Source organism: Mariniflexile jejuense (assembly GCF_042675665.1).
GTDB lineage: Bacteria > Bacteroidota > Bacteroidia > Flavobacteriales > Flavobacteriaceae > Mariniflexile > Mariniflexile jejuense.
Genome location: NZ_JBHTJI010000001.1, coordinates 1,157,744 through 1,183,837 on the forward strand (window position 1 = coordinate 1,157,744; position 26,094 = coordinate 1,183,837).

A 26,094-nucleotide genomic window follows, 5' to 3' on the forward strand; every position below is an offset into this window, starting at 1 on the left:
TAAAACCCACATGAAATATTTTCCAATAGATTCATCACTTTTCATTGCTAATAGAAAAAATTTTACAGCTAAAATGAAACCTAACAGTTTAGCAGTTTTTAATTCAAACGATATTTACCCTATAAGTGCCGATAGTACAATGCCTTTTCAGCAGCATCGTGATATTTTCTATTTAAGCGGTGTCGACCAAGAGGAAAGTATTTTGGTATTATTCCCTAATTGCCCTAAAGAAAACCATCGTGAAATATTATTTTTAAAAGAAACAAACGCACACATTGCTATTTGGGAAGGCGAAAAATTAACTAAAGAAAAAGCATTTGAAACTAGCGGTATAAAAACAGTTTATTGGCTTCAAGACATGGAAAAAATCATGTTTGAGCTTATGACACAGTGCGATACTGTTTACATAAACACCAACGAACACTACCGAGCCAATGTTGAAACCGAAACACGTGAAGACCGTTTTACAAAATGGCTTTTAGCAAAATATCCTGCACACAGTGTTGCTAAAAGCGCACCTATTTTACAACGCCTACGTTCGGTAAAAAACCAAATAGAAATAGATTTAATTCAACAAGCTTGTAATATTACCGAAAAAGGATTTCGACGTGTTTTAAATTTTGTAAAGCCAGGCGTTTGGGAATATGAAATTGAAGCTGAATTGATGCACGAATTTTTAAGAAATCGTTCCAAAGGTTTTGCTTATACGCCAATTATTGCCTCTGGAAATAACGCTAATGTGTTACATTACATTGAAAACAATAAACAGTGTAAAGCAGGCGATTTAATTTTATTTGATACGGCTGCTGAATATGCCAATTATGCTAGCGATTTAAGTAGAACCATTCCTGTTTCTGGAAGATATTCTGATAGACAAAAAGCAGTTTACAATGCCGTTTTAAGAGTGAAAAATGAAGCCACAAAACTACTAACACCTGGAACTATTTGGGCAGATTACCATGTTGAAGTTGGCAAAATAATGACCTCAGAATTATTAGGTTTAGGATTATTAGACAAAGCCGATGTACAAAACGAAAACCCCGATTGGCCAGCATATAAAAAATACTTTATGCACGGAACAAGTCACCATATGGGATTAGACACACATGATTATGGTATTTTAACAGAACCAATGCAAGCTAATATGGTGTTTACTGTAGAACCTGGAATTTATATTCCTGATGAAGGTTTTGGCATTCGATTGGAAGATGATGTTGTTATTCAACCTTCAGGCGAACCTTTAAATTTAATGAAAAATATTCCTATTGAAGCTGAAGAAATTGAAGATTTAATGAATGCCTAACTTCATTATAAAAATTTATAAAAATAAAAAAAGGGTCGTTTTCAACGACCCTTTTTGCTGCTAACATTACTAATTTTTGCAATTTACAGAGTGACTAATTCAAATAAATAATCGTTTAGTTTTTGCAGCGTGTTTATTTTGTTTTTGGTATCAACCAAAAGTGAAATATTGTTATTACTACCACCATAAGAAATCATTCTAATTTTTACATCTTGTAGTATTTGGAATAACTTATAAGTTTCTTGATGGTTAACTACTGAATGACCAACCAAACAGATAATACTTTGGTTTTTATCAACTTCAATAGTGGCGAATTTTTCTAATTCTACTAAAATTTTATCTAAGTTTTTATCATCATCAATAGTTAAAGATACAGCAACTTCCGAAGTTGTAATCATATCTATAGATGTTTCGTATGTTTCAAAAATTTCAAACACTTTTCTTAAAAAACCATGTGCTTGAAGCATTCTGCCAGATTTTATTTTAATAGCAGTAATACCATCTTTAGCAGCCATAGCTTTCACCCCGTTTTCAGAATGGTCGTTATTAATTAACGTGCCATAAGCTTCTGGGTTCATGGTGTTTTTTAATCGTACTGGTATGTTAAGCGATCTTACAGGAGTTACAGTTTGTGGGTGTAATATTTTTGCTCCAAAATATGCTAATTCCGCAGCCTCGTCAAATGATAAGTTTGATATTGGTCTGGTATTTTCAACATATCTTGGATCGTTATTATGCATCCCATCAATATCAGTCCAAATTTGTACTTCTTCAGCATTTATTGCTGCACCAATAATAGTTGCAGTATAATCGCTTCCACCTCGTTGTAAGTTTGAAATTTCACCTTTATCATCTAAACAAATAAACCCTTGCGTGATGTAAATTTGAGCATCTTCAGCTTTACTATAAGTTGTTTTAAATTGCGCTTTTATATAATTGATATCTGGATCTTTTGCTTCATCAATACGCATGAAGTTTAATGCTGGTAATAATGCTGAACTTACACCTTCTTGATTTAAATACGCATTAACCATGTATGTTGAAAGCAATTCACCTTGCGCTACAATTTGATTTTCCAACACAATTGAATACGGTTTGCTTGTAGCCTCTAATAGCAAATTAAAAATACTGGAAACATATGTTTGAACATCATTATTTAAAGATCCATTATTAATAAGTTTATTAATAGTTGCAATATATGTTTCGTGTAGCTTGCTAATTTTTTCAGTAGCTTCATTTGGCTCATTATCTGCGATATGCTTAGATATAGCAACTAATTGGTTTGTTGTACCAGACATAGCCGATAATACAACAACCTTTTTTTCGCCATCGTTAATAATATTTTTAACGTTGCATATATTTTCAACCGACCCAACCGAAGTGCCTCCAAATTTTAATACTTTCATATATAATTTTCGCTAATTGTATTGTTTAATTGATTCATTTTCATCAATTAGACCGCTAAACTATAACTCCTTAGCCTAAAAAAGATATTTATTAAAAAATATGTTTATTTTTGCACATATTGTTAAATAATTAACATGAAGACTGTATCAAACTGTGTAGAAGACATTCTAATTACGCAACCCTATTTAGAGGAAGCGCTTTCAAGAAACATTATAAACTTTAGCGCATTGGCTATAGAGTTGACCGAACCTATAAGTAAAATGCTTAAAAAGGACGTGAAACCAGGCGCTATTATGATGGCATTAAGACGCTACAACCCTCCACCTGCATTATCAAATAGTGTGAAAATGAAAAAATTTATGCAGAATTTAGGCGATATAACGGTTCGGTCTAATTTAACCGATTTTACCATAAAAAATTCTGAAACGATTATAGATAATCATGCTAAAATATTAGATAAAATCAATCAAGAATCTAAATTGTTTTATACATTTACCAGAGGAATTCATGAAAGCAACATAATTATTTCCAGTAGCTTAAATGATTTCATTAAAGAAAATTTAAAAAACGAAAGTTTTATTGCCATTCAAGATGGATTATCAGCAATTAGTGTTAATCTTCCTCAAGACAACTCTAGAATTGCTGGGTTGTACTATCAGTTTTTTAAACGATTAGCTTGGGAAGGTATTGTGCTTTACGAGGTAATTTCTACTACAAACGAGTTTACAATTTTGGTTGAAGACGATATAGTAGATAAAGCCTTTGCTGCCATAAAAAAAGTAAAAGCTTAGTTTATATGACACTACATTACAAAGGCATTAACATTTTTTATACCGATGAAGGTAGTGGAAACCCAGTGGTTTTACTTCATGGATTTTTAGAAAACTTAACCATGTGGGATGCTTTCATTCCTAAACTAAGCAAAAACAATCGCATTATTTGTATTGATTTATTAGGTCATGGAAAAACCGAATGTTTAGGCTATGTGCACACTATGGAGCTAATGGCAGAAGTTGTTTTAGCGGTGCTTAATCATTTAAAAATAAACAAATCAACACTAATCGGTCATTCTATGGGTGGTTATGTAGCACTCGCTTTCGCGGAAAAAAACCCTGAAAAATTAAATGGTTTGTGTTTGATGAACTCAACTGCGCTACCCGATACCGAGGAAAAGAAACAAAATAGAGATCGTGCTATTGTTGCTGTAAAACAAAATTACAAAACCTTTATTCGTATAGCTGTAAACAATTTATTTCGCCCAAAAAACAGAACTGCTTTTGCTGATAAAATTAAAGATGTTGTTAATGAAGCATTACAAACACCATTACAAGGTATTATTGCTGCTTTAGAAGGCATGAAAATTAGAAATGATAGAACGCATATTCTAAAACTATCTGGTTTCAAAAAAATGATGATTATTAGTAAAAAAGATCCTGTTTTAGATTATTCAAGCTTAATTGCTCAAACCCAAAACAATGATATAAAAGTAGTAGAATTCCCAGACGGACACATGAGTCATATAGAAAATGAAAGTGCTTTCTTAATAAATATTGCGCATTTCATCGAAAAATAATAGCATTTTGTCGTTTATTTGGATTTTTTCATTATGTTTACTTCTCAAAATAAGCTACTTATGAAAAAACCTGCCACTAAAACTGCCTTAATTCCAAAAATGTATTGCAATTTGTTTGGACATGATTATGAAGTAACTAAAAAAGTTACTTATCACGTAAAGGAGTATACGTGTTCACATTGTAAAAAACAATTAACCACAAATAGCAATGGTAGTTTAATTGAATTAACACCAAAATTCAGAGAAATAAATGCCATTTTAGAACGCATACACAATACAAGAATGGAACGTTCAAGGGAAAAAATGCTCGTTTCGTCGATTTGTTAACACATTATCTAAAAAATTTAAATGTTTTTATTTAGTTTAATAGTCTCTAAGATAGCTAATTAAAGTAAATAAATGAAAAACATCCATTGTTTGGTGTTCGGGCATGATTTTAAAGTAACCCGAAATGTTACTTATCATGTTAAAGAATACACTTGCAAAACCTGTAACAAACAGCTCACCACAAATGGCAGCGGCCATTTAACCGAATTAACCCCAAAGTTTAAAGAAATTAACGATGTGTTAGAACGCATTCACAATAAACGAATTTCTAAAACCAAACATCAAAAGGTTAAAAGTGATTTATTGGTTTTTAGTCATTAAAATTTTTCCAGCCTTGAGCCTTTAAAGGTATTTTGCTATCGCCCCTGGTTACTAAATGCATGCCATCTTTAGCATCTTTCATAAAACCAATTACACTCAAACTTGGGTTTGCTTTTATTTTAGGAAAATCGGCTTGCGATACGGTGAACAACAATTCATAATCTTCACCACCATTTAAAGCAACAGTTGTACTATCAATATTAAATTCTTCACAAGTTGAAATAACTTGTGGATCTAACGGAATTTTTTCTTCATACAAATCGCAACCCACATTGCTTTGTTTGCACAAATGAATAATTTCAGACGATAAACCATCACTAATATCGATCATAGAAGTAGGTTTTACATCTAAATCTTTCAATAATTGAATTACATCTTTACGCGCTTCAGGTTTTAATTGACGCTCAATAATATAAGTATAAGGTTCTAAATCTGGTTGATTATTTGGGTTTACTTTATACACTTCTTTTTCACGTTCCAACACTTGCAAACCCATAAATGCCCCACCCAAATCGCCAGAAACAACCAATAAATCGTTAGGTTTTGCACCACTTCTGTATACTTCATCTTCAACTTCACCAATAGCTGTTACAGAAATCAAAAGTCCTGTATTAGACGATGTTGTATCGCCACCAACCACATCAACATTATAAATTTTAGCTGCAGTTTCAATGCCAGCATACAATTCTTCAAGTGCTTCCAAAGGAAATCTATTAGAAACAGCTATTGATACTGTAATTTGTGTTGCTTTTGCATTCATCGCATATACATCCGATAAGTTTACAACAACAGCTTTATAACCCAGATGTTTAAGCGGCATGTAACTTAAATCGAAATGTACGCTTTCAACTAACAAATCGGTAGAAACCACAATTTTTTTGTTTTCAAAAGCTAAAACAGCCGCATCATCACCAATGCCTTTTATAGTTGATGATTGACTCATTTTGAAATTCTTAGTTAAGTGGTCTATCAATCCAAACTCTCCTAAATCACTTAATTGTGTACGCTGTTGGTTTTTATCTTCTATCATGCTGCAAAAATAAGAAGCTTATTTTTATAAATGCTAACGCTTTAACTAATAAAAATTCAAATTTTTAAACTAAAAACTAAAAATCTACAACAAACACTGCTTTTTTCAATCAATAAAAAAAACCTATAAAACTATATGCTAATATAATGTTAGGTTATATGGTAATCCATGACTTATATTGTATATTTGCAACCTATTTAGAAGTCGTCTTAATAAAAATAGCAGTATAGACTTCTCTAAATTTAATTTAAAACATATGATAAAAGTTTCTGAAACAGCTAAGAAAAAAGTTATCGAACTTATGCAAGAAGATGGCTTTAACCCTACTACCGATTTTGTGCGTGTAGGCGTTAAAAGCGGTGGTTGTTCTGGGCTATCTTACGATTTAAAGTTTGATAAAGAAAATAAAGAAGATGATAAAGTATTTGTAGACAATGATGTTAAAATTATTGTAGACAAAAAAAGTTTCTTGTACCTAGTAGGAACTACTTTAGAATACTCAGGAGGATTGAACGGCACTGGGTTTGTATTTAATAATCCAAATGCAAATCGTACTTGTGGGTGTGGTGAATCGTTTTCATTATAAGTAAAAAGTAGAAAGTTAAAAAGTTTTAAAGTGGATGGCGAAATTTAATTCTTTTGAAGAAATTGTTTCATGGCAAAAAGCAAGAGAATTAAACAGAGAAATTTATCTTTTAACTATTGAAAACGAAAAATTTAATAGAGATTACGGTTTAAGAGACCAAATAAGACGTTCAAGTATTTCAATTTCTTCAAATATAGCTGAAGGTTTTGAAAGAGAAACAACAAAAGAGTTCATTCGCTTTTTATACATTGCAAAAGCCTCCGCAGGAGAATTTCGATCACAATTGTATTTAGCTAATGATATAAACTATTTAAATTCAGAAGAATTTGAAAAATTAAAGTTAAAAGTAAACGAAGTTTCAAAGTTAATTAGTGGTTTAATTAAATACCTAACTTCAACTTTATAACTTTATACTTTACAACATTAATACTGATTATGAGTAAATATACTGAAGACGATTTAAGGGAAGAGCTTAAAACCAAGGAATATGAATACGGATTTTATACCGATATAGAATCTGACACATTTCCTGTTGGTTTAAATGAAGATATTGTTCGTGCTATTTCCCATAGAAAAGAAGAGCCAGAATGGATGACAGAATGGCGATTAGAAGCCTTTCGTGCTTGGGAAAAGATGGAAGAACCAGAATGGGCCAATGTACATTACACCAAACCAGATTTTCAAGCCATTTCATACTATTCTGCACCAAACAGCAAGCCTAAATACAATAGTTTAGATGAAGTAGACCCCGAGTTATTAGCAACATTCGCTAAACTTGGTATATCTTTAGATGAACAAAAAAAACTATCTGGTGTTGCTATGGACGTGGTGGTAGATTCCGTTTCTGTAGCTACAACTTTTAAGAAAACTTTAGGTGAAAAAGGCATCATTTTTTGTTCTATTTCTGAAGCGTTGCGTGAGCATCCAGATTTAGTTAAAAAATACATCGGTACCGTTGTGCCACAAAAAGACAACTTTTATGCCGCTTTAAACTCGGCTGTTTTTAGTGATGGAAGTTTCTGCTACATTCCAAAAGGCGTTAAATGCCCCATGGAACTTTCTACTTATTTTAGAATAAACCAAGCAGGAACAGGGCAATTTGAAAGAACCTTGGTTATTGCCGATGAAGGTAGTTACGTTTCTTATTTAGAAGGTTGTACCGCACCAAGTCGTGATGAAAACCAATTACACGCAGCCGTTGTTGAGTTAATTGCTTTAGATGATGCTGAAATAAAATATTCAACCGTTCAAAACTGGTATCCAGGAAATGCTGAAGGAAAAGGTGGTGTTTTCAATTTTGTAACCAAACGTGGTTTATGCGAAAAGAACGCTAAAATTTCTTGGACACAGGTTGAAACCGGAAGTGCCGTTACTTGGAAATACCCTTCATGTGTATTAAAGGGTGATAATTCGGTTGGTGAGTTTTACTCCATCGCCGTTACCAACAATTTCCAACAAGCCGATACGGGTACGAAAATGATTCATTTAGGTAAAAACACCAAATCGACCATCATTTCTAAAGGTATTTCAGCAGGAAAATCACAAAATAGTTATCGCGGATTGGTAAAAATAAGTCCGAATGCCGATAACGCCCGTAACTTTTCGCAATGCGATAGTTTGCTAATGGGTAACGAATGTGGTGCACACACGTTTCCGTACATTGAAGCTAAAAATAAATCGGCTAAAATAGAACACGAAGCAACCACTAGTAAAATTGGTGAAGATCAAATTTTCTATTGCAACCAACGTGGTATAGATACCGAAAAAGCGATTGCATTAATTGTAAATGGTTTCAGCAAAGAAGTATTAAACAAACTTCCTATGGAGTTTGCTGTAGAAGCTCAAAAACTATTAGAAATAAGTTTAGAAGGCTCGGTAGGATAAAATAAAAAACGACAAAAATCAAAAAACAAATTCCAAATACCAAAATGAAAATCGAGGTTTAAATTCGGAATTATAAATTTAATAAACAGTTCAGGTTCTTAACCTTGAATCTTGAACTTTAAACTTTGAATTAAAAGGAATGTTAAAAATTGAAAATTTACACGCAAGTGTTGAAGATAAAGCCATTTTAAGAGGCATAAATTTAGAAGTTAAAGCCGGAGAAGTTCACGCTATTATGGGACCAAACGGTTCTGGAAAAAGCACATTAGCTTCTGTAATTGCTGGAAAGGAAGAATATGAAGTAACTGAAGGTGACATTATATTCAACAACGAAGACATTAATGAATTGGCTGCTGAAGAGCGTGCACACAAAGGCGTGTTTTTATCGTTCCAATACCCTGTTGAAATTCCAGGCGTTTCAGTAACAAACTTCATGAAAACCGCTATTAACGAAACACGTAAAGCCAAAGGTTTGGAAGAAATGCCTGCTAAAGACATGCTGAAGTTAATCCGTGAGAAATCAGAATTATTGGAAATTGATAGAAAGTTTTTATCGCGTTCATTAAACGAAGGTTTTTCAGGTGGTGAAAAGAAGCGTAACGAGATTTTTCAAATGGCCATGTTAGAACCTAAATTAGCTATTCTTGATGAAACCGATTCTGGTTTAGATATCGATGCCCTAAGAATTGTTGCCAATGGTGTTAACAAACTTAAAAGCAAAGACAACGCGGTTATTGTTATTACACATTACCAACGTTTGTTAGATTATATCGTTCCAGATTTTGTACACGTACTTTATAACGGACGTATCGTAAAATCGGGCGGAAAAGAATTAGCGCACGAACTTGAAGAAAAAGGATACGACTGGATTAAAGAAGAAGTGAACGCTTAAAATTAGTTTTCAGTTAGCAGTCTCAGTATACAGTAACTTACTAACGACTAACAACTAACGACTAACAACTAGAAACAATGGATTTAAAAGAAAAATTAATATCATCCTTTTTAGCATTCGAAGAACGTGTAGATGTAGATGCATACGTACACGACGTTAGAAACGAAGCTATCAAAATATTTGAAGAAAAAGGCTTCCCTACCAAAAAGGAAGAAGCTTGGAAATACACCTCTTTAAACAGCGTTTTAAAAGAAGACTACAGCGTTTTTCCAAAAAATGAAAACGCCATAGAATATAACGATGTAAAAAAATATTTCATACACGATATAGACACCTTTAATGTGGTGTTTATTGATGGAAAATATTCTTCACACCTATCGCAAACCACACACGACGGATTGGATGTTTGCTTAATGTCTTCAGCATTAACAAAACCAAAATACCGTCTGATTATTGAAAACTATTTTAATAAAGCAGCTACTAAAGATAGCTTGCCTTCATTAAACACAGCATTTTCAAGCGAAGGTGCTTACATTCATATTCCAAAAAACAAATTGGTTCAAAAGCCCATTCAAATCATTTATTTTTCAACAGGAAACGAAGCAGCCACCATGTTGCAACCGCGTAACCTAATTGTGGTTGATGAGAATTCGCATGTACAAATCATAGAACGTCACCAAAGTTTAACCGATAACCCTGTTTTAACCAATAGCGTTACCGAAATATTCGCTAATAAACGCGCCATTGTCGATTATTACAAAATTCAAAACGACAACCAAAGCGCTACACTTATAGACAATACGTTTATTAAACAAAAGCAAGAAAGTGTTGCCTCGGTGCATACTTTTGCGTTTGGCGGTAAATTGGTGCGTAACAATTTGAACTTCTACCAAACAGGCGAACGTATTGAATCTACCCTAAAAGGTGTTACCATTATTGGCGACAAACAGCATGTAGACCACAACACTTTGGTACACCATATCGAACCAAATTGTGAAAGCCATCAAGATTACAAAGGTATTTTTGGCGAAAATTCAACAGGTGTTTTTAACGGAAAAATCATCGTTGAAAAAGAGGCTCAAAAAACCAATGCATTTCAAGCCAATAACAACATTTTAATAAGCGACAAAGCAACCATAAACACCAAACCTCAGCTAGAAATTTTTGCTGATGATGTAAAATGTTCTCACGGTTGCACCATTGGGCAGTTAGACGAAAATGCCATGTTTTACATGCGTTCACGCGGTATTCCAGAAAAAGAAGCCAAGGCCCTTTTAATGTACGCCTTTAGCAATAACGTGTTAAGTTCGGTTAAAATCCCAGAAATTAAACAACGTATTACTAAAATTATCGCCAACAAATTAGGCGTTAATATTGGTTTCGATTTATAAATTTTTTTTGAAGCTGTTCCCGCTTTCGGCAGTCGCTCTCTGCGAGGAGCTCCAACAAATGCCTCAATCGGGGCTAAACTTAAACCTATGTTCAACGTAGAAACCATTCGAAAAGACTTTCCCATTCTTTCTCGCAAAGTAAATGGTAAACCTTTGGTGTATTTTGATAATGCAGCAACCTCACAAACCCCGCAACAGGTTATTGATGTTATTGTAGATTATTATTCAAATTACAACGCGAATATTCACCGTGGTGTGCATAGTTTAAGTCAAGAAGCCACCGATAAATACGAACAAGCACGTCAAAAAATTCAAAAACATTTCAATGCAAAACATGCGCACGAAATTATATTCACATCGGGTACAACGCATGGCATCAATTTGGTTGCAAACGGATTTTCATCTCTATTAAAAAAAGGCGATGAGATAATCGTTTCAGCTTTAGAGCATCACAGTAACATCGTACCATGGCAAATGCTTTGCGAGCGTTCTGGAGCTATATTAAAAGTCATTCCCATGAACCAAGAAGGCGAATTGGTAATGACCGCATACGATAAATTACTTTCAAAAAACACCAAACTTGTTTTTGTAAATCATATTTCAAACGCCTTAGGCACCATCAATCCTATTGAATACATCATTGAAAAAGCGCACCAAGTAGGTGCTGCCGTTTTAATTGATGGCGCACAATCATGTCCTCACATAAAACCAGATGTTCAAGCTTTAGACGTCGATTTTTATGTAGCTTCAGCTCATAAAATGTGCGGACCAACAGGCGAAGGCATGTTGTACGGTAAAGAAAGTTGGCTTAAAAAACTACCGCCTTACCAAGGTGGTGGCGAAATGATAGCCGAAGTCACTTTCGAAAAAACCACGTATGCCGATTTACCTCATAAATTCGAAGCCGGAACTCCAAACATTTGTGGCGGTATCGCTTTTGGAGCCGCTATCGATTATATGAACGCTATTGGCTTTGATGCTATTGCTAAATACGAACACGAACTTTTAGATTACGCTACTGAGCAATTATCTCAAATTGATGGATTAAAATTCTACGGTACTTCAAAACATAAAACGTCTGTTATTTCTTTTAATTTAGAAGGCATTCACCCATACGACGTTGGAACTATTTTAGATAAATTAGGAATTGCCGTTCGTACGGGTCATCACTGTGCACAACCTATTATGGATTATTATAAAATTCCAGGAACGGTGCGTGCTTCTTTTGCTTTTTACAACACCAAAGAAGAAATTGATGTTCTTGTTGCTGGTATTAAAAAAGCGAAAATGATGTTATCGTAATTTTTGGCTTCTTTTTTGTATTATTATAAAAAGAAACCAAACCTTAAATCATCATGAAATTCTTAGTCATTCTTTTATCGTTCTTGTTTGTAGACAATGGTTGTTCAGCATCCAAAATAAATCAAGATGCTATCTCTATTGAATATATGGCACGTTCTAGAAGAACTTTCAAACATATTTCAATCAACAAAAAAAACATTTCAATAGTAAATAAAAGTGGCGACACACCGTCAACAAAACCCTGTTCTGAAGCAGATTGGAAAAACATTTTAAAAGTTTTAAAACCTATTGATGTTGAAAATATCCCAAACCTAAATGCGCCTTCTGAAAACCGTTTTTTTGATGGTGCTGCTATTGCCAACTTAAAAATTATATATGAAGGCAAAACTTATGAAAGTCAAAGTTTCGACCATGGGAATCCACCCAAAGAAATAGCGCAACTTGTTAAAGAAATACTATCTATTTCAGAAAACATTGAATAGCAACATTTCTTGTTGTATTTTTGCTATATAATTTGATGTCAGGTCGAGCGCAGTCGAACCTCTTTATGTTTTACCTATGGAAATAACCTCTCGACTGCGCTCGAGGAGACAACTATAAAATTTTAAGAGTGAGTATTGAAGATATCCAAAACGAAATAATAGACGAATTCTCAATGTTTGAAGATTGGGAAGAACGCTACCAATATATGATTGATTTAGGGAAAGATTTACCTTTAATTGACGACCAATACAAAACCGACAGCAATATTATAAAAGGTTGCCAAAGTAAAGTTTGGGTACATGCTGAAATGCAAGACGATAAAATAGAATTCACTGCCGATAGTGATGCCATCATTACCAAAGGTATTATTGCTATTTTAATACGTGTGTTTTCAAACCAGCACCCAAAAGATATTATTAATGCCGATATGGGTTTTATTGATAAAATTGGTTTAAAAGAACATTTATCGCCTACCAGAGCAAATGGTTTGGTAAGTATGATAAAACAACTTAAAATGTATGCTATTGCGTACCAAACACAGTTAAAATAAGTTTATTCGTTGAATCGTTTATTTGTTGTTACATTCCGAATAAACACCTCAACAAATAAACAATTAAACATTAGAAAAAAATGAGCGAAACAATTGATACCACCGAATTAGGAGAAAAAATAGTAAACGTACTTAAAACCATTTACGATCCAGAAATTCCTGTAGACATCTACGAATTAGGTTTAATTTATGATGTATTTGTAAATGAAGATTACGACGTAAAAATTTTAATGACTTTAACAACCCCAAACTGCCCAGTAGCAGAAACACTACCACTAGAGGTTGAAGAAAAAATAAAGTCATTAAACGATGTAAAATCGGCTGAAGTTGAAATTACTTTCGATCCGCCTTGGACACAAGATTTAATGAGCGAAGAAGCTAAGTTGGAATTAGGAATGCTTTAATTAGTTAAGTCGTTTGTTGTAGAGTCGTTCAAAAAAACAACACACAAATCAACAACCCAACAATATACGTTTTGGAAGACGAAATTATAAATCGCGTTGCAAATAGCGCACTAGTAACAATAAACCTTGAAGATTACTATCCTAAAGGTAATCGCATATTGTTTGATATTAAAGATTGGCTATTTGAAGGCTTTGTTTTACGAGAAAAAGATTTTAGAAACCAAGTAGCCGAATACGATTGGTCGCAATACCAAGATTGCTATGTGGCATTAACCTGTAGCAGTGATGCTATTATACCAGGTTGGGCTTTCATGTTAATTAGTTTACAATTAGAATCGGTTGCAAAAAAAACCGTTATAGGAAATCTTGAAGCTTTAGAAACTTCTATTTATCAAGATGTTTTAAACGCTTTAGATGTTTCTGAATTTACCAATAAACCGCTTATTATTAAAGGCTGTTCAAAAAAACCCGTACCTCAAAATGCATACATCATGCTCGCTTCAAAATTAAAACCCATTGCAAAATCTATTATGTATGGTGAAGCTTGCTCGTCTGTACCACTTTTCAAAAAAAAATAATATTATTTGTGACTTCGCAATAATAACCGTGTCTTAATATGTAATAATTATAATACGTAAATTAATAATTAATTTATATTTGCACCATTCTATAAACATTAAAATAAATGAAAAAAACACTTTTATTACTTACTTTATTTATTGGTATTGCAACCATAAATGCACAAACAAAAGAAGAACTTGAAGCCCAAAAAGCAGAAAAGCAAGCTGCTGGAAACGCTTTATTAAGCGAAGCGAAAGCTTTACAAGCACAAATTGATGCTTTACCTGGCTGGAGAACAGGTGCTTTTGGTACTATTGGTGGAAGTTTATCAAACTTTAGTAAATGGTATGCACAAGGTGCTCCAAACAATTCATCTGGAAATATTGGTTTTACTTTCAATGGGTATGCTAATTTAATACAAGAGAAATTCTTTTGGAGAAATGCCTTAACAACCAATTTAAATTGGGTAAAATTAGATGATAAGGATAACCCAGCAGATGATGATAGCTTTAAACCAACTACTGATGTTTTTAATATTTCATCTTTGTACGGTAGAAATATAACTAAAACGCTAGCCGCTTCTGGATTGATGGAATACAGAACTACGCTTTTAGATAATTTTAACGACCCAGGATATTTAGATTTAGGTGTTGGTGCTACTTGGACACCAATAAACAATTTAATTGTAGTAATTCACCCTTTAAACTACAACTTTGTATTTAGTAGTGGTGAAACCGTTTTTGAATCGTCTTTAGGAGCTAAAATTGTTGCCGATTATACCAGACAAATTGGTGCAGTAAACTTTAAAACAAACCTTTCTATGTTTCAAAGTTATAAGACTAGTGATTATTCAAATTATACTTGGACTAACTCATTTAGTTATACATTATGGAAAATGATAGGTGTAGGTTTTGATTTTGGTTTAAGAAATAACAAACAAGAAGCACTTAATTACGCTTTGGCGCAAACTCCAGCAACAGCAACTGGTTTTGATGATTTAGACAACGATTTACAAACCTATTACACAATTGGTTTAAGTTATAAATTCTAATTTGAAAGTTTTATTTAAACAAAAAATGCACATCTTTAAGATGTGCGTTTTTTGTTTAAACTAGCTTATATCATCATAATCTGGATATAAGAATTTATTATATGGGAAACGTGTAATATGTATTTCACGAACCTCATCATAAACACGTTTTTTAAAATCTTCTAAATTCTCTTTATTTATTGCCGAAATGAAAAGTGCATTATTTTTTCCAACTTTGCCCATCCAAGTACTTTTCCATTCACTAAGTGTGTTATGTTTTGAGCTACGTTCGGTTTCTAAATCGTCATCATCTAACGGTTCAGGCTCATAAGCATCAATTTTATTGAACACCATAATAGTTGGCTTATCCGAACTTTTAATTTCACCCAAAATCTTATTTACAGACTCAATATGTTCTTCAAAATTAGGATGTGAAATATCAACCACATGCAACAATAAGTCTGCTTCTCTAACCTCATCTAAAGTTCCTTTAAAGCTTTCAACCAATTGGGTAGGCAACTTTCTAATAAAACCAACTGTATCACTTAATAAAAATGGTAAATTTTGTATAACCACTTTTCTAACTGTGGTATCTAAGGTTGCAAACAATTTATTTTCAGCAAAAACCTCGCTTTTACTTATTACATTCATTAACGTTGATTTTCCAACATTCGTATAACCTACCAACGCTACACGAACCATGGCACCACGATTTCCACGTTGTACCGACATTTGTTTATCAATCGTTTTTAATTTTTCTTTAAGTAATGAAATTCTTTCGCGTACAATTCGTCTATCCGTTTCAATTTCGGTTTCACCAGGTCCACGCATACCAATACCACCTTTTTGACGCTCCAAATGTGTCCACATGCCTCGTAATCGTGGTAATAAATATTCGCATTGCGCCAATTCTACTTGGGTTCTGGCATAACTTGTTTGTGCACGTTGTGCAAAAATATCAAGTATTAAATTGGTTCTGTCTAATACTTTACAATTTAAAATTTTGCTTATGTTACGTTCTTGAGCCGATGATAACTCATCATCAAAAATAGCAGTCCCAATTTCGTTTTCTTCAATATATTTTCGAACATCTTCAATTTTACCAGTTCCAATAAAGGTTCTAGGGTCTGGTCGTTCCATTTTTTGGGTAAAACGTTTCACCACTTCACCACCTGCTGTATAGGTTAAAAACTCAAGCTCATCTAAATATTCTCGAGATTTAACTTCGTCTTGTTCCTTAGTGATAACACCTATTAAAACGGCTTTTTCTAAAGTAATATCTTTCTTTTCTAACATAAAATAATCGTAATATGCAAAGTTACATAATTGCATCCACTTTAATTTTTATATTTTTAGTGTTTATTTTTGATTTATGACCGACTCTCTTGAAGACATTCCTATTAGACACGATTTAAATACCGTCGCTTTTTACAACCTTGAAAACTTGTTTGATTTTTATGATGATACCAGAACGAATGATAACGACTTTTTACCAACATCTGTAAAAAAATGGACGCCTAAACGCTACGAAAACAAACTTAGAAAGTTGAGTTTTGCTATTTCGAACATAGGACGTAGAGAAACAGGAAAACATCCTGCACTGGTTGGATTAGCAGAAGTTGAAAATGCAAAAGCCATAAAAAATTTAATAAGCCACAAAAACTTACAAGCTTGCAATTACAGCTATGTACATTATGATTCTTTAGATGAACGTGGCATTGACGTAGCATTACTTTATGATGCTACTGCTTTTGAAGTAATACACACTGAAGTTTTTAGAATTTATTTGGAAAATGATGAAGGTATGCCCGACTATACCAGAGATATTTTACTGGTTTCTGGCATTTTAGATGGCGATGCTGTTCATGTAATTGTAAACCATTGGTCTTCTAGACGCGAAGGTGAAAAGGAAACAGAACCTAAACGCATGGCTTCTTCAATTAAAGTAGATGAAATTATTGCCAATTTAAGACTGGAAAACGAAGATGCTAAAATTATAGTTATGGGCGATTTTAATGATGACCCATCAAGTAATAGTATTAGAAGTTTGGTTGCAAATTCTAACTTATATAACCCTATGGAAACATTACGATCATTTAGCAGAGGCACAACTTACCATAACAGGCAATGGAATTTATTTGACCAGATTATGTTTTCAACTAACTTTTTTGAAAACAGTCCAAACACTTTAGAATTTGAAACTGCTAATATTTTTGATGAAGATTTTTTAAAGCTTTTTAATGGCAAGTTTAAAGGCACGCCATTTAGAACATATATTGGCAAACGATACCAAGGTGGTTATAGCGACCATTTTCCTGTATATGCTATTTTTAAGAAGAATATATAAATAAAAAAAACCGCTTGATAGCGGTTTTTTTTATTTATATATTCTGAATTTAATTTGCTATAACTTTCACATTATCAACTTCATAAGTTGAAGAAGCCGAAGTAGTTGAAGTATATTTAAATGCTACAAATAAATTTCCACCTGCTGCTGCTGATACGTTTATGTTTCCAGAATCAGTCCAAGTCCAACTATTTCCTGATGATATAATTGCATTTAATTTGGTCCAAGTTCCAGTAGTGGTTGGGTTGCTTCCTGGCACATAATTGGTACTCATATATACTTCTAACACATTACCTGCATAATTTTGAGCTGTTTGAAATGTTAAAGTAGCACCCGTAACACCCGATAAATTAATTGCTGGTGTAATTAACCAATCTTCATTGGCTTTATTACCACTTGCATAACCAGACATTGCTGCACACTTACCTGGGTTTCCATAATTATTAGATTGCCATACTTGAGCACCAGTAACGCTGTAATTGGTCCATGTTGTGAAATTGGTTTCAAAGGTTTCAACAAATAATGGGTCGCAACGGTTTCCATCCATAACCACATCTGTTGTAGAGTTTAGGTTAATTACTAAATCGTAACCATCATAGGTTTTGTTAATTATTCCTGAAATAGTTCCTTTTCCATTAGTTGGTAATATCGTGTTTTTAAAAGAAGCGAATGTACTAGATTCTAAGATAAACTCTGCCGAATCTCCACAGCTTTCAATTGGTCTTTGCGAATCAAAATCATCTGTAGGATCTATATAAGGTTGTCCAGCTAAACCTATAGGAAATTGTACATCTAGTAGCTTTACAAACATACCAATATGAGCTTCTGTAATTTGTGATAAATTCAATTCTTTTGCTACCAAAGTTTCTGTTGTTGCTGAACGAAATAAGTGACTTGGTATTTGGTTTGTTGTCATTGCTAAAATATCATTATCAAACGAGTCAAACTTACCACCAATAGTAATTACATCATCACCTGTATTTGTTTCACCAATATATAAATCTTTCAAATAGATATAAACCTCTCTACCAATATTAAATTGATTGTATGTGTCTACTTGATTTAAAACAATTTTAAGTGTTGACGTTGGGTTTGTTGGACTATCTTGAATAAAAAATTCTTTATAAAAATTTCCTGTTTCATCACTTGATGATACATAACCTTTTACTGCAATTTCTGAAGTAATTTGAGTTGCTTCATACTGAACAAAGTTACTTTTTACTTGAGCTATCGTTTGAAGTTGCACTTGACCACTTTCAATTTTAGCTAATAGTTTTGTTAAACCTTTATTTTCATCATTTCCTAAGCTAGAAGGAATTTCAAAATCGGTATCTTGAACACATGATGTAATAGTAAAACTAGCTACTAATACAACCAATAACATTAAAATTTTGTTTATATTTTTCATAATACTGTTTTTTATATTTTATTTTTCTTAATTATTTTTTTAAAACCTAATGTAAAAGTTAACAAAGTAATTAATACCACGTGCGTACCAATATTTGTTTCCAAATACGCGTGTTGGGTTTGCATTGTCATCTCTTAACTCGCGGTAGTTTGCGTTTCTTCCTTGTTCAAAACCGCCTGTTTTATATTCTTCATCTAAAAGGTTTCCTACACTTGCAAAAAAGCCAACATACTTATCGTCTATTTTCCATGATTTTCCACCAACAAGGTTTATAACCATATAATCATCAAATTTCTCTTGTTTTAAAAGCTCTCTTGCAATAGTTTCGTCGTAATCATTAAAAGGTAATCCATCGGCATCTGAATAAAAATTCTTTGTTCTGGTTAATGAATTAATATCTATGTATGTATTAGTAAAGAAATTTGCTGTTGCACCAAACCACCAATAATCTGGATCTCTATATTCAAAACCAACAGAATATGCGCCTTGTGGACCACCAGCAACTTTATAATCTTTTAAATTTGCTTCACCGTAAGATATAGCTCCCGTTGGCGTATTAAAACTAGCAGATGTTAAATACAAATCTGGATTATTAGCATACGTAAATTGACCCCATGAAGCTGCTCCTTTTAATTTGATTGTAGGTGTTACTTGTGCTTCAATACCCAATTCTGCACCAATATTCTTTTTATCAATACCTTGTAATACTTCTTGAACGAAAGCAGATGTATCGTTACTTTCAATATCTTCTCCACTTAAACCATCGGCAAAATAAAAACCAACTTCGTTTGCATCTTCAATTTTAGAATAATACGCAGTTAATCTTGCTTTTACTATTGGTGAACGGAAAATATAACTTGCGTCTGCAGCTGTTACTTTTTCTTCTTCAATGTTTCTAACTATATTATGATTTTCTCTAGAGTTTGAATATGTGTTACGTAACGATGGTGCTCTAGTAATGTAACCTGCATTAACATCAAATAAATGTTTTCCTGTAATTTTATAGGTAAAACCTGCTTTTGCGCCAAAACCATCAAAAGTTAATTCTTCACCTTTACCATACGATTGGCTTCCAGGAAATCTACTATGTTCCCATAATCCTTCTCGTTGGTAAGTGGTATTAGTTACACTACCTGAAAGGTAAAAATCTAGTTTATTGAATTTAAATTGTGCTTGTGCATAACCAGAAATAACATTGGCAAACAAGTTATAATTGTATCGGTATTTTTCACCTTCACCAACAACTCTATTTGGATTTTGAGTATCGTATTGGTAATTATCAAAAGAATCTACGTTAAAAACGCCTGTATTTGAACCTAAAACATCAATAATTTCTCCAAAATTTGAAGACTTTAATTTCTTATAATTAACCGAAGCATTTAGTATAATGTTTTGATTGATTTCAGAATTTAAAATTGAATTTAAAGTAAGTTGTTTATCATCGCTTCTATCTTCATATAATGCATAAGCAGCTGTTGTTCCTGTAACATTGTTTGTAAGATTAGCATCGTAAAGTCTGTTCCAATCTATCTGTCCGTTATTTAAAAACTCTTGTTCAGCTTCATAAGCTCCTGCATTATCAGGACCATCTGGATCAGACAAAAAGTAACTTGGTAATTTTTGATAGTATGTTGGGCTAGGGTTTGCGCCTCCAGCATAATCTAACCTGCTATTTCCTATTTGACCAAATTGATAACCAACGTTAGTATTTAACTTTGTTTTTTTAGAAATATTCCAGAAATGGTTTAACATTAAAACAGGTTCTTCAACTTCTTTTATACGAGAGTTGCGTTTTTCACCATCTTGATATCCCCAGAAATCATTGTATTTGATACCTTTTAAATCATATACTTCTTGCGTATTTGGCGATGATTTTCCACGTCTGTTTGGTGCATAAATAGAAGTAAAGTTTAAGCTATGCTTATCTCCAAATTGTTTTTCTATAGAAGCAAAAAATGAATTTGCATCATAAAAAGTAGCATCTTGATAACCTTCGTCACCCCAACGTCTGGATAGCATAACTGCCATAGACCATCCATCTTTCATTAAACCAGTAGCATAACTTGCCATAACTCTATTTGTATAACTTCTGTTAGAAGATGAATAGGTTATTTGACCGCCTTCACGATAGTTAGAAGCTCTAGTATTCATGTTTGTGGTTCCTAAAATACCTCCAAAATTGTAAGCAGAAGGTGTTAATCCTGTAGTTAATTCTTGGTTTCTAACCATATCGTTTAAACCACCCCAATTACCCCATTGTGGTCGTCCATCGTAAAGTTTATTCATTTCGATACCGTTTATTAAAACAGAACCGTTTTCAGAATCTAAACCTCGTACTCTAAAAAACGACGAACTAAACTCGAAAGCTGCTGTGCGTTGAAATACGTCCATTGAAGCCGATAAAAGTCCTGATATGTTATCAGAACCACTGGTATCATCGTTTAACTCATCATCAGACAGAGCAATGGTAAACAAACCTTGATCGTTTGTAACATCAAACTCTAAAGTCATATCGCTGATGTTTACCGTTCTCGATTCGTTTACAACAATAGGATAGCGCTTAACAATATATCCTTCTTTAAAAATCTTTAAAACTTGCTCTCCTAAAGGCACATTTGCTGAAAACACAAAGCTTCCATTAGCATCGGTTTGTGTTGTTTGGTTTGTTTCTTCTATTGTAATAGAAACATCTGGAATGGGTTCAAAAGACACAGCATCTTTTACACTACCTTTTATAATAGTTTGTTGTGCAAAAACTGTGAAAACTGTAAACAATCCAAATAAAGAAATAAGTAATCTTTTTTTCATACTTTAATTTAAAAGTTATAAGTTCAAATTTGATAAATAATATTAATTTAACGGTTACAAATTTACATTATTTATAATTAATATTTACTTTTGGCTTAAATTTTGTAACCAAAATAACATTAACGTAACATTTCACTAATGAAAAAAATTAAATACTGTTTTCTACTCTTAATTTTATGCTTTATTGGTAAAGCTAATGCGCAAGAAAAAAAAGTATATAAAATACATACCGTGGCTTTTTATAATTTAGAAAACTTATTCGATCCTGTTGATGATCCAACAAAATTTGATGAAGCTAGCCCTATAATGGAATTGAATACCGATAGAGAAGCTGTTTATAAAAAGAAAGTGCATAATATGGCTCGTGTTTTAGCCGATATTGGTAAAGAAGACACAAACAATTCACCAGCTGTTATTGGTGTTTGCGAAGTTGAAAACAGAGAAGTCCTAGAAGATGTTGTAAATGATTCTTTACTAAGAGATAAAGATTATGGCATTATACATTACCACTCGCCAGATGCTAGAGGTATTGATGTGGCCTTATTATATCAGAAAAAATTATTCACTCCTATTTCAACCAGTAGCCATGAATTGAAAATTTTTGATGACCAAACTAGAAAACGCGTTTACACCAGAGACCAACTTTTAGTAAGTGGCGAATTGGAAGGCGATTTAATTCATGTACTAGTAAACCATTGGCCTTCTAGAAGCGGCGGTGAAGCACGAAGTAGACCAAAACGTGTTGCAGCAGCTAAATTGAGTAAACATTTAGTTGACTCACTTCAAGTAATAGACCCATATGCTAAAATTTTTGTTATGGGCGATTTGAATGACGACCCAACCAACGAAAGCGTTAAAAAGATTTTAAAAACTGAAAAAGACAAAGAGAAAGTAGGTTTTAAAGGCATTTATAACCCTTATGAGAGCTATTTTAAAGATGGCTTAGGTACAACAGCATATAGAGATGCTTGGAGCTTATTCGACCAGATTATGATTACCAAACCATTGCTTGAAAAAGATTATTCTACATTTCGATTTTATAAATCTGGTATTTACAATAAAAACTATTTAATTGAAAAAGCAGGTGCTTACAAAGGCTATCCAAAACGCAGTTGGGGTTATGGTGGTTTTACCGATGGGTTTAGCGACCACTTTCCAGTTTATGTATATCTAATAAAAGAAATTGCTAATTAATTTTCTTCTTTCAATAAAACAAAAAAGCGACTTTAAAAAGTCGCTTTTTTGTTTTATATACTATTCTAAGCTAGCCAAATACTCCAAGGAATTCTTGACAATAGCAACACTAAAGCAATGCTGTAAAAAATAGCAATTGGTTTTAATTTAGCTTTTGATGTTAACTTCTTCTTATGTTTTGAATAGCCAATTGTAATTAAAGCAACAGCTATAATGTTAACTAATGGGTGTTCTACTAAATATAAACGTGCTAAAGGGTTTTTCATAACCTCACTACCTAATTGACTCCATAAATCAAACTTTGGTGATACAAAGTAAAGCACAATACCAATAAGTAGTTGAATATGTGAAACTATTAATGTAAAAAGTGAAATTCTAAAATCTTTAGCTTCATACTCCTTATCTCCAAACACTTTTATTAATGCGTTTACAACTGCAATAATTAAAATTAATAGTACTAAATAAGCCCAATAAGAATGAAGTTTAAATATAGCTTGATACATGAAAATAAGTTTTTAAAATTTAGATTACAAATGTAATAATTAAAAGCATAAAAAAACCGCTTCAAATGAAGCGGTTTTTTTTAAAAGCTTTATGAAATTAAAACTTCAATCTCATACTGAAATTCCATGTTCTTCCATAACCAAAATATACTTGGTTAGCTGTAGACACACCTTTATATGTAGTTCCACCTGAAGTTGTATGTATGTTAGTTAAAGACTCAGCAATGTACTCTTCGTCTAAAACGTTATTTACATTCAATCTTAAAACAAGATTATAATCGCTATTAATTTTCCAATCGTAAGTTAAACCAGCATCTAATAAATTGTAATCTGGTAATTTTACAGCACCTCTATTGTTTGCTGTTGAAAATTCAGAATCAGTTGGTGCAAAAGCTGCATACAAATCAGCATATGAAAGATAATCAGCATCAATACTTAGTCCTTTTAAAAACTCATATCTACCACTTACACCCCAAGAAGTTTGAGCTGCATCTCCTACTTTAGTACCATCTAAATATAAAGGATCTCCTTCTGCAACAACATTTTGATTGTCATCATAAACAGTTTGAGATGCATTACCATCATACTTCCAATCTCCAACTGAAGCAAAACCTTTAAACATTATTTCGCTAGTTGGTTTTAAAGTAAAATCTAATTCTACACCTTTGTGAACTTGAGTTACACCTTGGTATTGATAAAATCCATTACCTGTGCTTAAACTTCCACTTACAACTCTATCTGCCCATGTTGTATGATACACGTTTATATTAGCAGCAAAAATATCGCCTCTAAACCCATAACCAGCTTCAAAACCTGTGATTTTTTCATTTGTTAATAATGGATTAACATTATTTCTGAAATTTAAAAACATGTTATCTTGGTAAGGTTGTCTTGAATAATGACCAGCATTTACAAATACATTATGTTGCTCATTAATGTTGTAATTGGCTCCTGCTTTAATATTAAAACCATCATTAGTTACTTTTTCAGACTTTTCGTTTCCTTTAGTATAATTGAAATAGTCAAAACGTTGATTAGATTGTGTGGAATAAGCTCCTTGAATAAAGGCTGAAATTTTATCCTTAGCATATTCTAATTGACCAAAACCACCTAAATAACGAATATTTTCTGGGTTATCGTACCCTAATCGTTGATTTCTTGGAGTATTATGAAATGTTGCAGCCCATGCGTTTGCACTGTAAGCTTGTGTAACTACGTAGTCATTTCCTAATTGTTGGTTAGTTGTATCATCATCCCAACCATCTAAACCTAAAAAGTCTACTACGCGTCTGTAGTGTTCTCCATGGTATGATCGCCCATCAAAACCAACATTAAAACTTAAAGTTTCACTTATTTGATGGTTAAAATTAGATACTATGCCGTACCATTTGTGTTCATTAACACTAGATCTAATTATATCTGCTTTTCCAGCGGCATAAGTTGATCTTCTTGCTCCAACTATTTGACCGTTTGTTGGCGTAATAGATTTATTGATAGCTGTTTGCTTATCTAAATCAAAATAATCTCCAACATCAGAACTATAATTTCTTAAACCAATAGAGCCTCCTCTACCATAAGAAGCATATAAAACTGTTGATAAACTTGAAGCTTCGTTTATATCCCAATCCCAACTTAAGTTGGCAATAGGTTTGTGATAATAATTACCTGCTCCCGCAGCAATTCTCTCTCCATTTAAAAGCCCCCATTGATCATTATACTTTAAGCCTTTATCTAACAATTGTGCAATAGTATAACGATTTCTCTGGTTATGGTTTTGAGGTGCACCAGTAATTAAGAAGTTAAATGTGTGGTTTTCATTTGGCACATAACCAACAGAGAAAAAGTAGGTTTGACCTATACCATACATTTCTTGATTATAACCATCACCTTGCCAATGACCTAGTAAAGAAGAAAAAGACCATCCTTTATCACTTAAACCTGTTGAATAATATGCGGTTGTTTTTAAATAATTATTGTTGGCAACCATGGTTTGAAAAAAGCCACCTTCTTTTTTATCAACTGTCTTTGTAACAATATTAATTGTACCACCAACAGATGATATTGCTAATTTTGATGATCCTAAACCACGTTGTACTTGAATGGCATTGGCTACATCTGTTACACCTTGCCAGTTAGACCAATACATTTTACCATCTTCCATACCATTAATTGGCTGACCATTTATTAAAAACGCTGTGTTAGATTGATCAAATCCTCGTGTATTAATTCTTGCATCACCAAAACCACCACCGCTTTTAGTTGCATAAATAGATGGTGTAGATTTTAATAGTTCTGGAAACTCTTGGTTCCCTCCTTTGATAGCAATTTCGGCAGCTTTTACGGTTGAAACCGCCACAGGTGTTTGCCTGTCCTTAGCTAAATCTATAACGCCTGTTCCTGTAATAACTATTTCATCTAATGAGTTGTCTGGAGTTAATTTAATAACACCTAAATTAGTTGTTCCTGTTACTTTTAAAGTTATGGAGCTATAACCAACAAATGAAATTACAATTTGTCCTGATGCAGTAGTTGTTTGTAATTTAAACTTTCCATCAAAATCTGAAGATGTTCCATTAGATGTGCCTTTTTCAACAATATTAGCACCAGGTAATGGTGAATTTAATTCTGCATCTACAATAGTACCGGTTACTGTACTTTGAGCCGTAATAACCGTAGTAAATAACAATACTACAGCCATCAATAAAAATTGAGTAGTTTTTTTCATAATAAAGATTAATTAATTGAATTAGTCGATGCAAAAATACGTATTAATATCTTACTTTTATTAAG

Annotated in this window: 25 protein-coding genes; 18 read left to right on the forward strand and 7 right to left on the reverse strand. The window is 32.9% G+C overall.

Translation table 11 applies throughout. The annotated features are described in order from the left end of the window. Positions 1-10: 10 nt before the first annotated feature. Positions 11-1,303: an aminopeptidase P N-terminal domain-containing protein gene (locus tag ACFQ1R_RS04965; protein ID WP_379925018.1), complete on the forward strand. Its 1,293-nt coding sequence runs from the start codon at positions 11-13 to the stop codon at positions 1,301-1,303. 83 nt (positions 1,304-1,386) lie between these two features. Here ACFQ1R_RS04965 and ACFQ1R_RS04970 read toward each other — a convergent pair whose 3' ends face one another. Continuing rightward, positions 1,387-2,709, reverse strand: a complete 1,323-nt coding sequence (locus ACFQ1R_RS04970) for an aspartate kinase (protein ID WP_379925019.1) — start codon at positions 2,707-2,709, stop codon at positions 1,387-1,389. Between the two features lie 135 nt (positions 2,710-2,844). Between ACFQ1R_RS04970 and ACFQ1R_RS04975 the strand changes: the two genes are divergently transcribed. From ACFQ1R_RS04975 to ACFQ1R_RS04990, 4 genes are all read left to right on the forward strand, one after another. Then, the gene (locus ACFQ1R_RS04975) at positions 2,845-3,501 is read left to right on the forward strand and encodes a hypothetical protein (protein ID WP_379925020.1); all 657 of its coding nucleotides are present in this window, start codon (positions 2,845-2,847) and stop codon (positions 3,499-3,501) included. Between the two features lie 5 nt (positions 3,502-3,506). Next, entirely contained in the window at positions 3,507-4,283 is a 777-nt protein-coding gene (locus ACFQ1R_RS04980) for an alpha/beta fold hydrolase (protein ID WP_379925021.1), read from the forward strand. A 60-nt stretch (positions 4,284-4,343) separates the two neighbouring features. Next, positions 4,344-4,610: a hypothetical protein gene (locus ACFQ1R_RS04985; protein WP_379925022.1), complete on the forward strand. Its 267-nt coding sequence runs from the start codon at positions 4,344-4,346 to the stop codon at positions 4,608-4,610. Between the two features lie 72 nt (positions 4,611-4,682). Beyond that, on the forward strand, positions 4,683-4,931 hold the full coding sequence (locus tag ACFQ1R_RS04990; RefSeq protein WP_379925023.1) for a hypothetical protein: 249 nt from the start codon (positions 4,683-4,685) through the stop codon (positions 4,929-4,931). On the opposite strand, the gene thiL is transcribed toward ACFQ1R_RS04990, so the two are convergent. After that, complete coding sequence (thiL, locus tag ACFQ1R_RS04995) at positions 4,921-5,961, reverse strand: thiamine-phosphate kinase (protein ID WP_379925024.1); 1,041 nt, start codon at positions 5,959-5,961, stop codon at positions 4,921-4,923. The genes ACFQ1R_RS04990 and thiL overlap by 11 nt on opposite strands. A 256-nt stretch (positions 5,962-6,217) precedes the next feature. Between thiL and ACFQ1R_RS05000 the strand changes: the two genes are divergently transcribed. The 11 genes from ACFQ1R_RS05000 to ACFQ1R_RS05050 all read left to right on the forward strand — a co-directional run bounded on the left by ACFQ1R_RS05000 (position 6,218) and on the right by ACFQ1R_RS05050 (position 15,065). Next, positions 6,218-6,547: a HesB/IscA family protein gene (locus ACFQ1R_RS05000; protein ID WP_379925025.1), complete on the forward strand. Its 330-nt coding sequence runs from the start codon at positions 6,218-6,220 to the stop codon at positions 6,545-6,547. A gap of 34 nt (positions 6,548-6,581) precedes the next feature. After that, positions 6,582-6,953, forward strand: a complete 372-nt coding sequence (locus tag ACFQ1R_RS05005) for a four helix bundle protein (RefSeq protein ID WP_379925026.1) — start codon at positions 6,582-6,584, stop codon at positions 6,951-6,953. A gap of 29 nt (positions 6,954-6,982) precedes the next feature. Further along, positions 6,983-8,431 (forward strand): Fe-S cluster assembly protein SufB, encoded by a 1,449-nt coding sequence (gene sufB / locus ACFQ1R_RS05010; protein ID WP_379925027.1) that lies wholly within the window; start codon positions 6,983-6,985, stop codon positions 8,429-8,431. Between the two features lie 139 nt (positions 8,432-8,570). Beyond that, complete coding sequence (sufC, locus tag ACFQ1R_RS05015) at positions 8,571-9,323, forward strand: Fe-S cluster assembly ATPase SufC (RefSeq protein ID WP_379925028.1); 753 nt, start codon at positions 8,571-8,573, stop codon at positions 9,321-9,323. 77 nt (positions 9,324-9,400) lie between these two features. Then, positions 9,401-10,714 carry a Fe-S cluster assembly protein SufD gene (gene sufD, locus ACFQ1R_RS05020; RefSeq protein ID WP_379925029.1) on the forward strand — a complete coding sequence of 438 codons (1,314 nt, stop codon included), beginning with the start codon at positions 9,401-9,403 and terminating at the stop codon, positions 10,712-10,714. 87 nt (positions 10,715-10,801) lie between these two features. Next, the gene (locus ACFQ1R_RS05025) at positions 10,802-12,016 is read left to right on the forward strand and encodes an aminotransferase class V-fold PLP-dependent enzyme (protein WP_379925030.1); all 1,215 of its coding nucleotides are present in this window, start codon (positions 10,802-10,804) and stop codon (positions 12,014-12,016) included. A 53-nt stretch (positions 12,017-12,069) separates the two neighbouring features. Continuing rightward, complete coding sequence (locus ACFQ1R_RS05030) at positions 12,070-12,498, forward strand: hypothetical protein (RefSeq protein WP_379925031.1); 429 nt, start codon at positions 12,070-12,072, stop codon at positions 12,496-12,498. A gap of 128 nt (positions 12,499-12,626) precedes the next feature. Continuing rightward, entirely contained in the window at positions 12,627-13,049 is a 423-nt protein-coding gene (locus tag ACFQ1R_RS05035) for a SufE family protein (RefSeq protein WP_209652396.1), read from the forward strand. Between the two features lie 80 nt (positions 13,050-13,129). Further along, positions 13,130-13,453: a DUF59 domain-containing protein gene (locus ACFQ1R_RS05040; protein WP_379925032.1), complete on the forward strand. Its 324-nt coding sequence runs from the start codon at positions 13,130-13,132 to the stop codon at positions 13,451-13,453. Between the two features lie 71 nt (positions 13,454-13,524). Then, positions 13,525-14,031: a DUF2480 family protein gene (locus tag ACFQ1R_RS05045; RefSeq protein WP_379925033.1), complete on the forward strand. Its 507-nt coding sequence runs from the start codon at positions 13,525-13,527 to the stop codon at positions 14,029-14,031. A 107-nt stretch (positions 14,032-14,138) separates the two neighbouring features. Then, the gene (locus ACFQ1R_RS05050; protein ID WP_379925034.1) at positions 14,139-15,065 is read left to right on the forward strand and encodes a DUF3078 domain-containing protein; all 927 of its coding nucleotides are present in this window, start codon (positions 14,139-14,141) and stop codon (positions 15,063-15,065) included. Between the two features lie 60 nt (positions 15,066-15,125). Here ACFQ1R_RS05050 and hflX read toward each other — a convergent pair whose 3' ends face one another. Further along, positions 15,126-16,340, reverse strand: coding sequence for a GTPase HflX (gene hflX / locus ACFQ1R_RS05055; RefSeq protein ID WP_379926307.1), 1,215 nt, complete (start codon positions 16,338-16,340; stop codon positions 15,126-15,128). A 76-nt stretch (positions 16,341-16,416) separates the two neighbouring features. On the opposite strand from hflX, the gene ACFQ1R_RS05060 reads away from it, so the two are divergent. Next, positions 16,417-17,391, forward strand: coding sequence for an endonuclease/exonuclease/phosphatase family protein (locus ACFQ1R_RS05060; protein ID WP_379925035.1), 975 nt, complete (start codon positions 16,417-16,419; stop codon positions 17,389-17,391). A gap of 49 nt (positions 17,392-17,440) precedes the next feature. Here the strand turns inward: ACFQ1R_RS05060 and ACFQ1R_RS05065 are convergent, their stop codons facing one another. Then, positions 17,441-18,799, reverse strand: coding sequence for a DUF5689 domain-containing protein (locus ACFQ1R_RS05065; RefSeq protein WP_379925036.1), 1,359 nt, complete (start codon positions 18,797-18,799; stop codon positions 17,441-17,443). A gap of 39 nt (positions 18,800-18,838) precedes the next feature. Continuing rightward, on the reverse strand, positions 18,839-21,607 hold the full coding sequence (locus ACFQ1R_RS05070) for a carboxypeptidase regulatory-like domain-containing protein (protein ID WP_379925037.1): 2,769 nt from the start codon (positions 21,605-21,607) through the stop codon (positions 18,839-18,841). 138 nt (positions 21,608-21,745) lie between these two features. Here ACFQ1R_RS05070 and ACFQ1R_RS05075 point away from each other — a divergent pair, with 138 nt between their 5' ends. Beyond that, entirely contained in the window at positions 21,746-22,801 is a 1,056-nt protein-coding gene (locus ACFQ1R_RS05075; RefSeq protein WP_379925038.1) for an endonuclease/exonuclease/phosphatase family protein, read from the forward strand. A 65-nt stretch (positions 22,802-22,866) separates the two neighbouring features. Here ACFQ1R_RS05075 and ACFQ1R_RS05080 read toward each other — a convergent pair whose 3' ends face one another. Further along, the gene (locus ACFQ1R_RS05080) at positions 22,867-23,304 is read right to left on the reverse strand and encodes a hypothetical protein (protein WP_379925039.1); all 438 of its coding nucleotides are present in this window, start codon (positions 23,302-23,304) and stop codon (positions 22,867-22,869) included. Positions 23,305-23,401: 97 nt separating this feature from the next. Beyond that, positions 23,402-26,029: a TonB-dependent receptor gene (locus ACFQ1R_RS05085; protein WP_379925040.1), complete on the reverse strand. Its 2,628-nt coding sequence runs from the start codon at positions 26,027-26,029 to the stop codon at positions 23,402-23,404. Between the last annotated feature and the right edge of the window lie 65 nt (positions 26,030-26,094).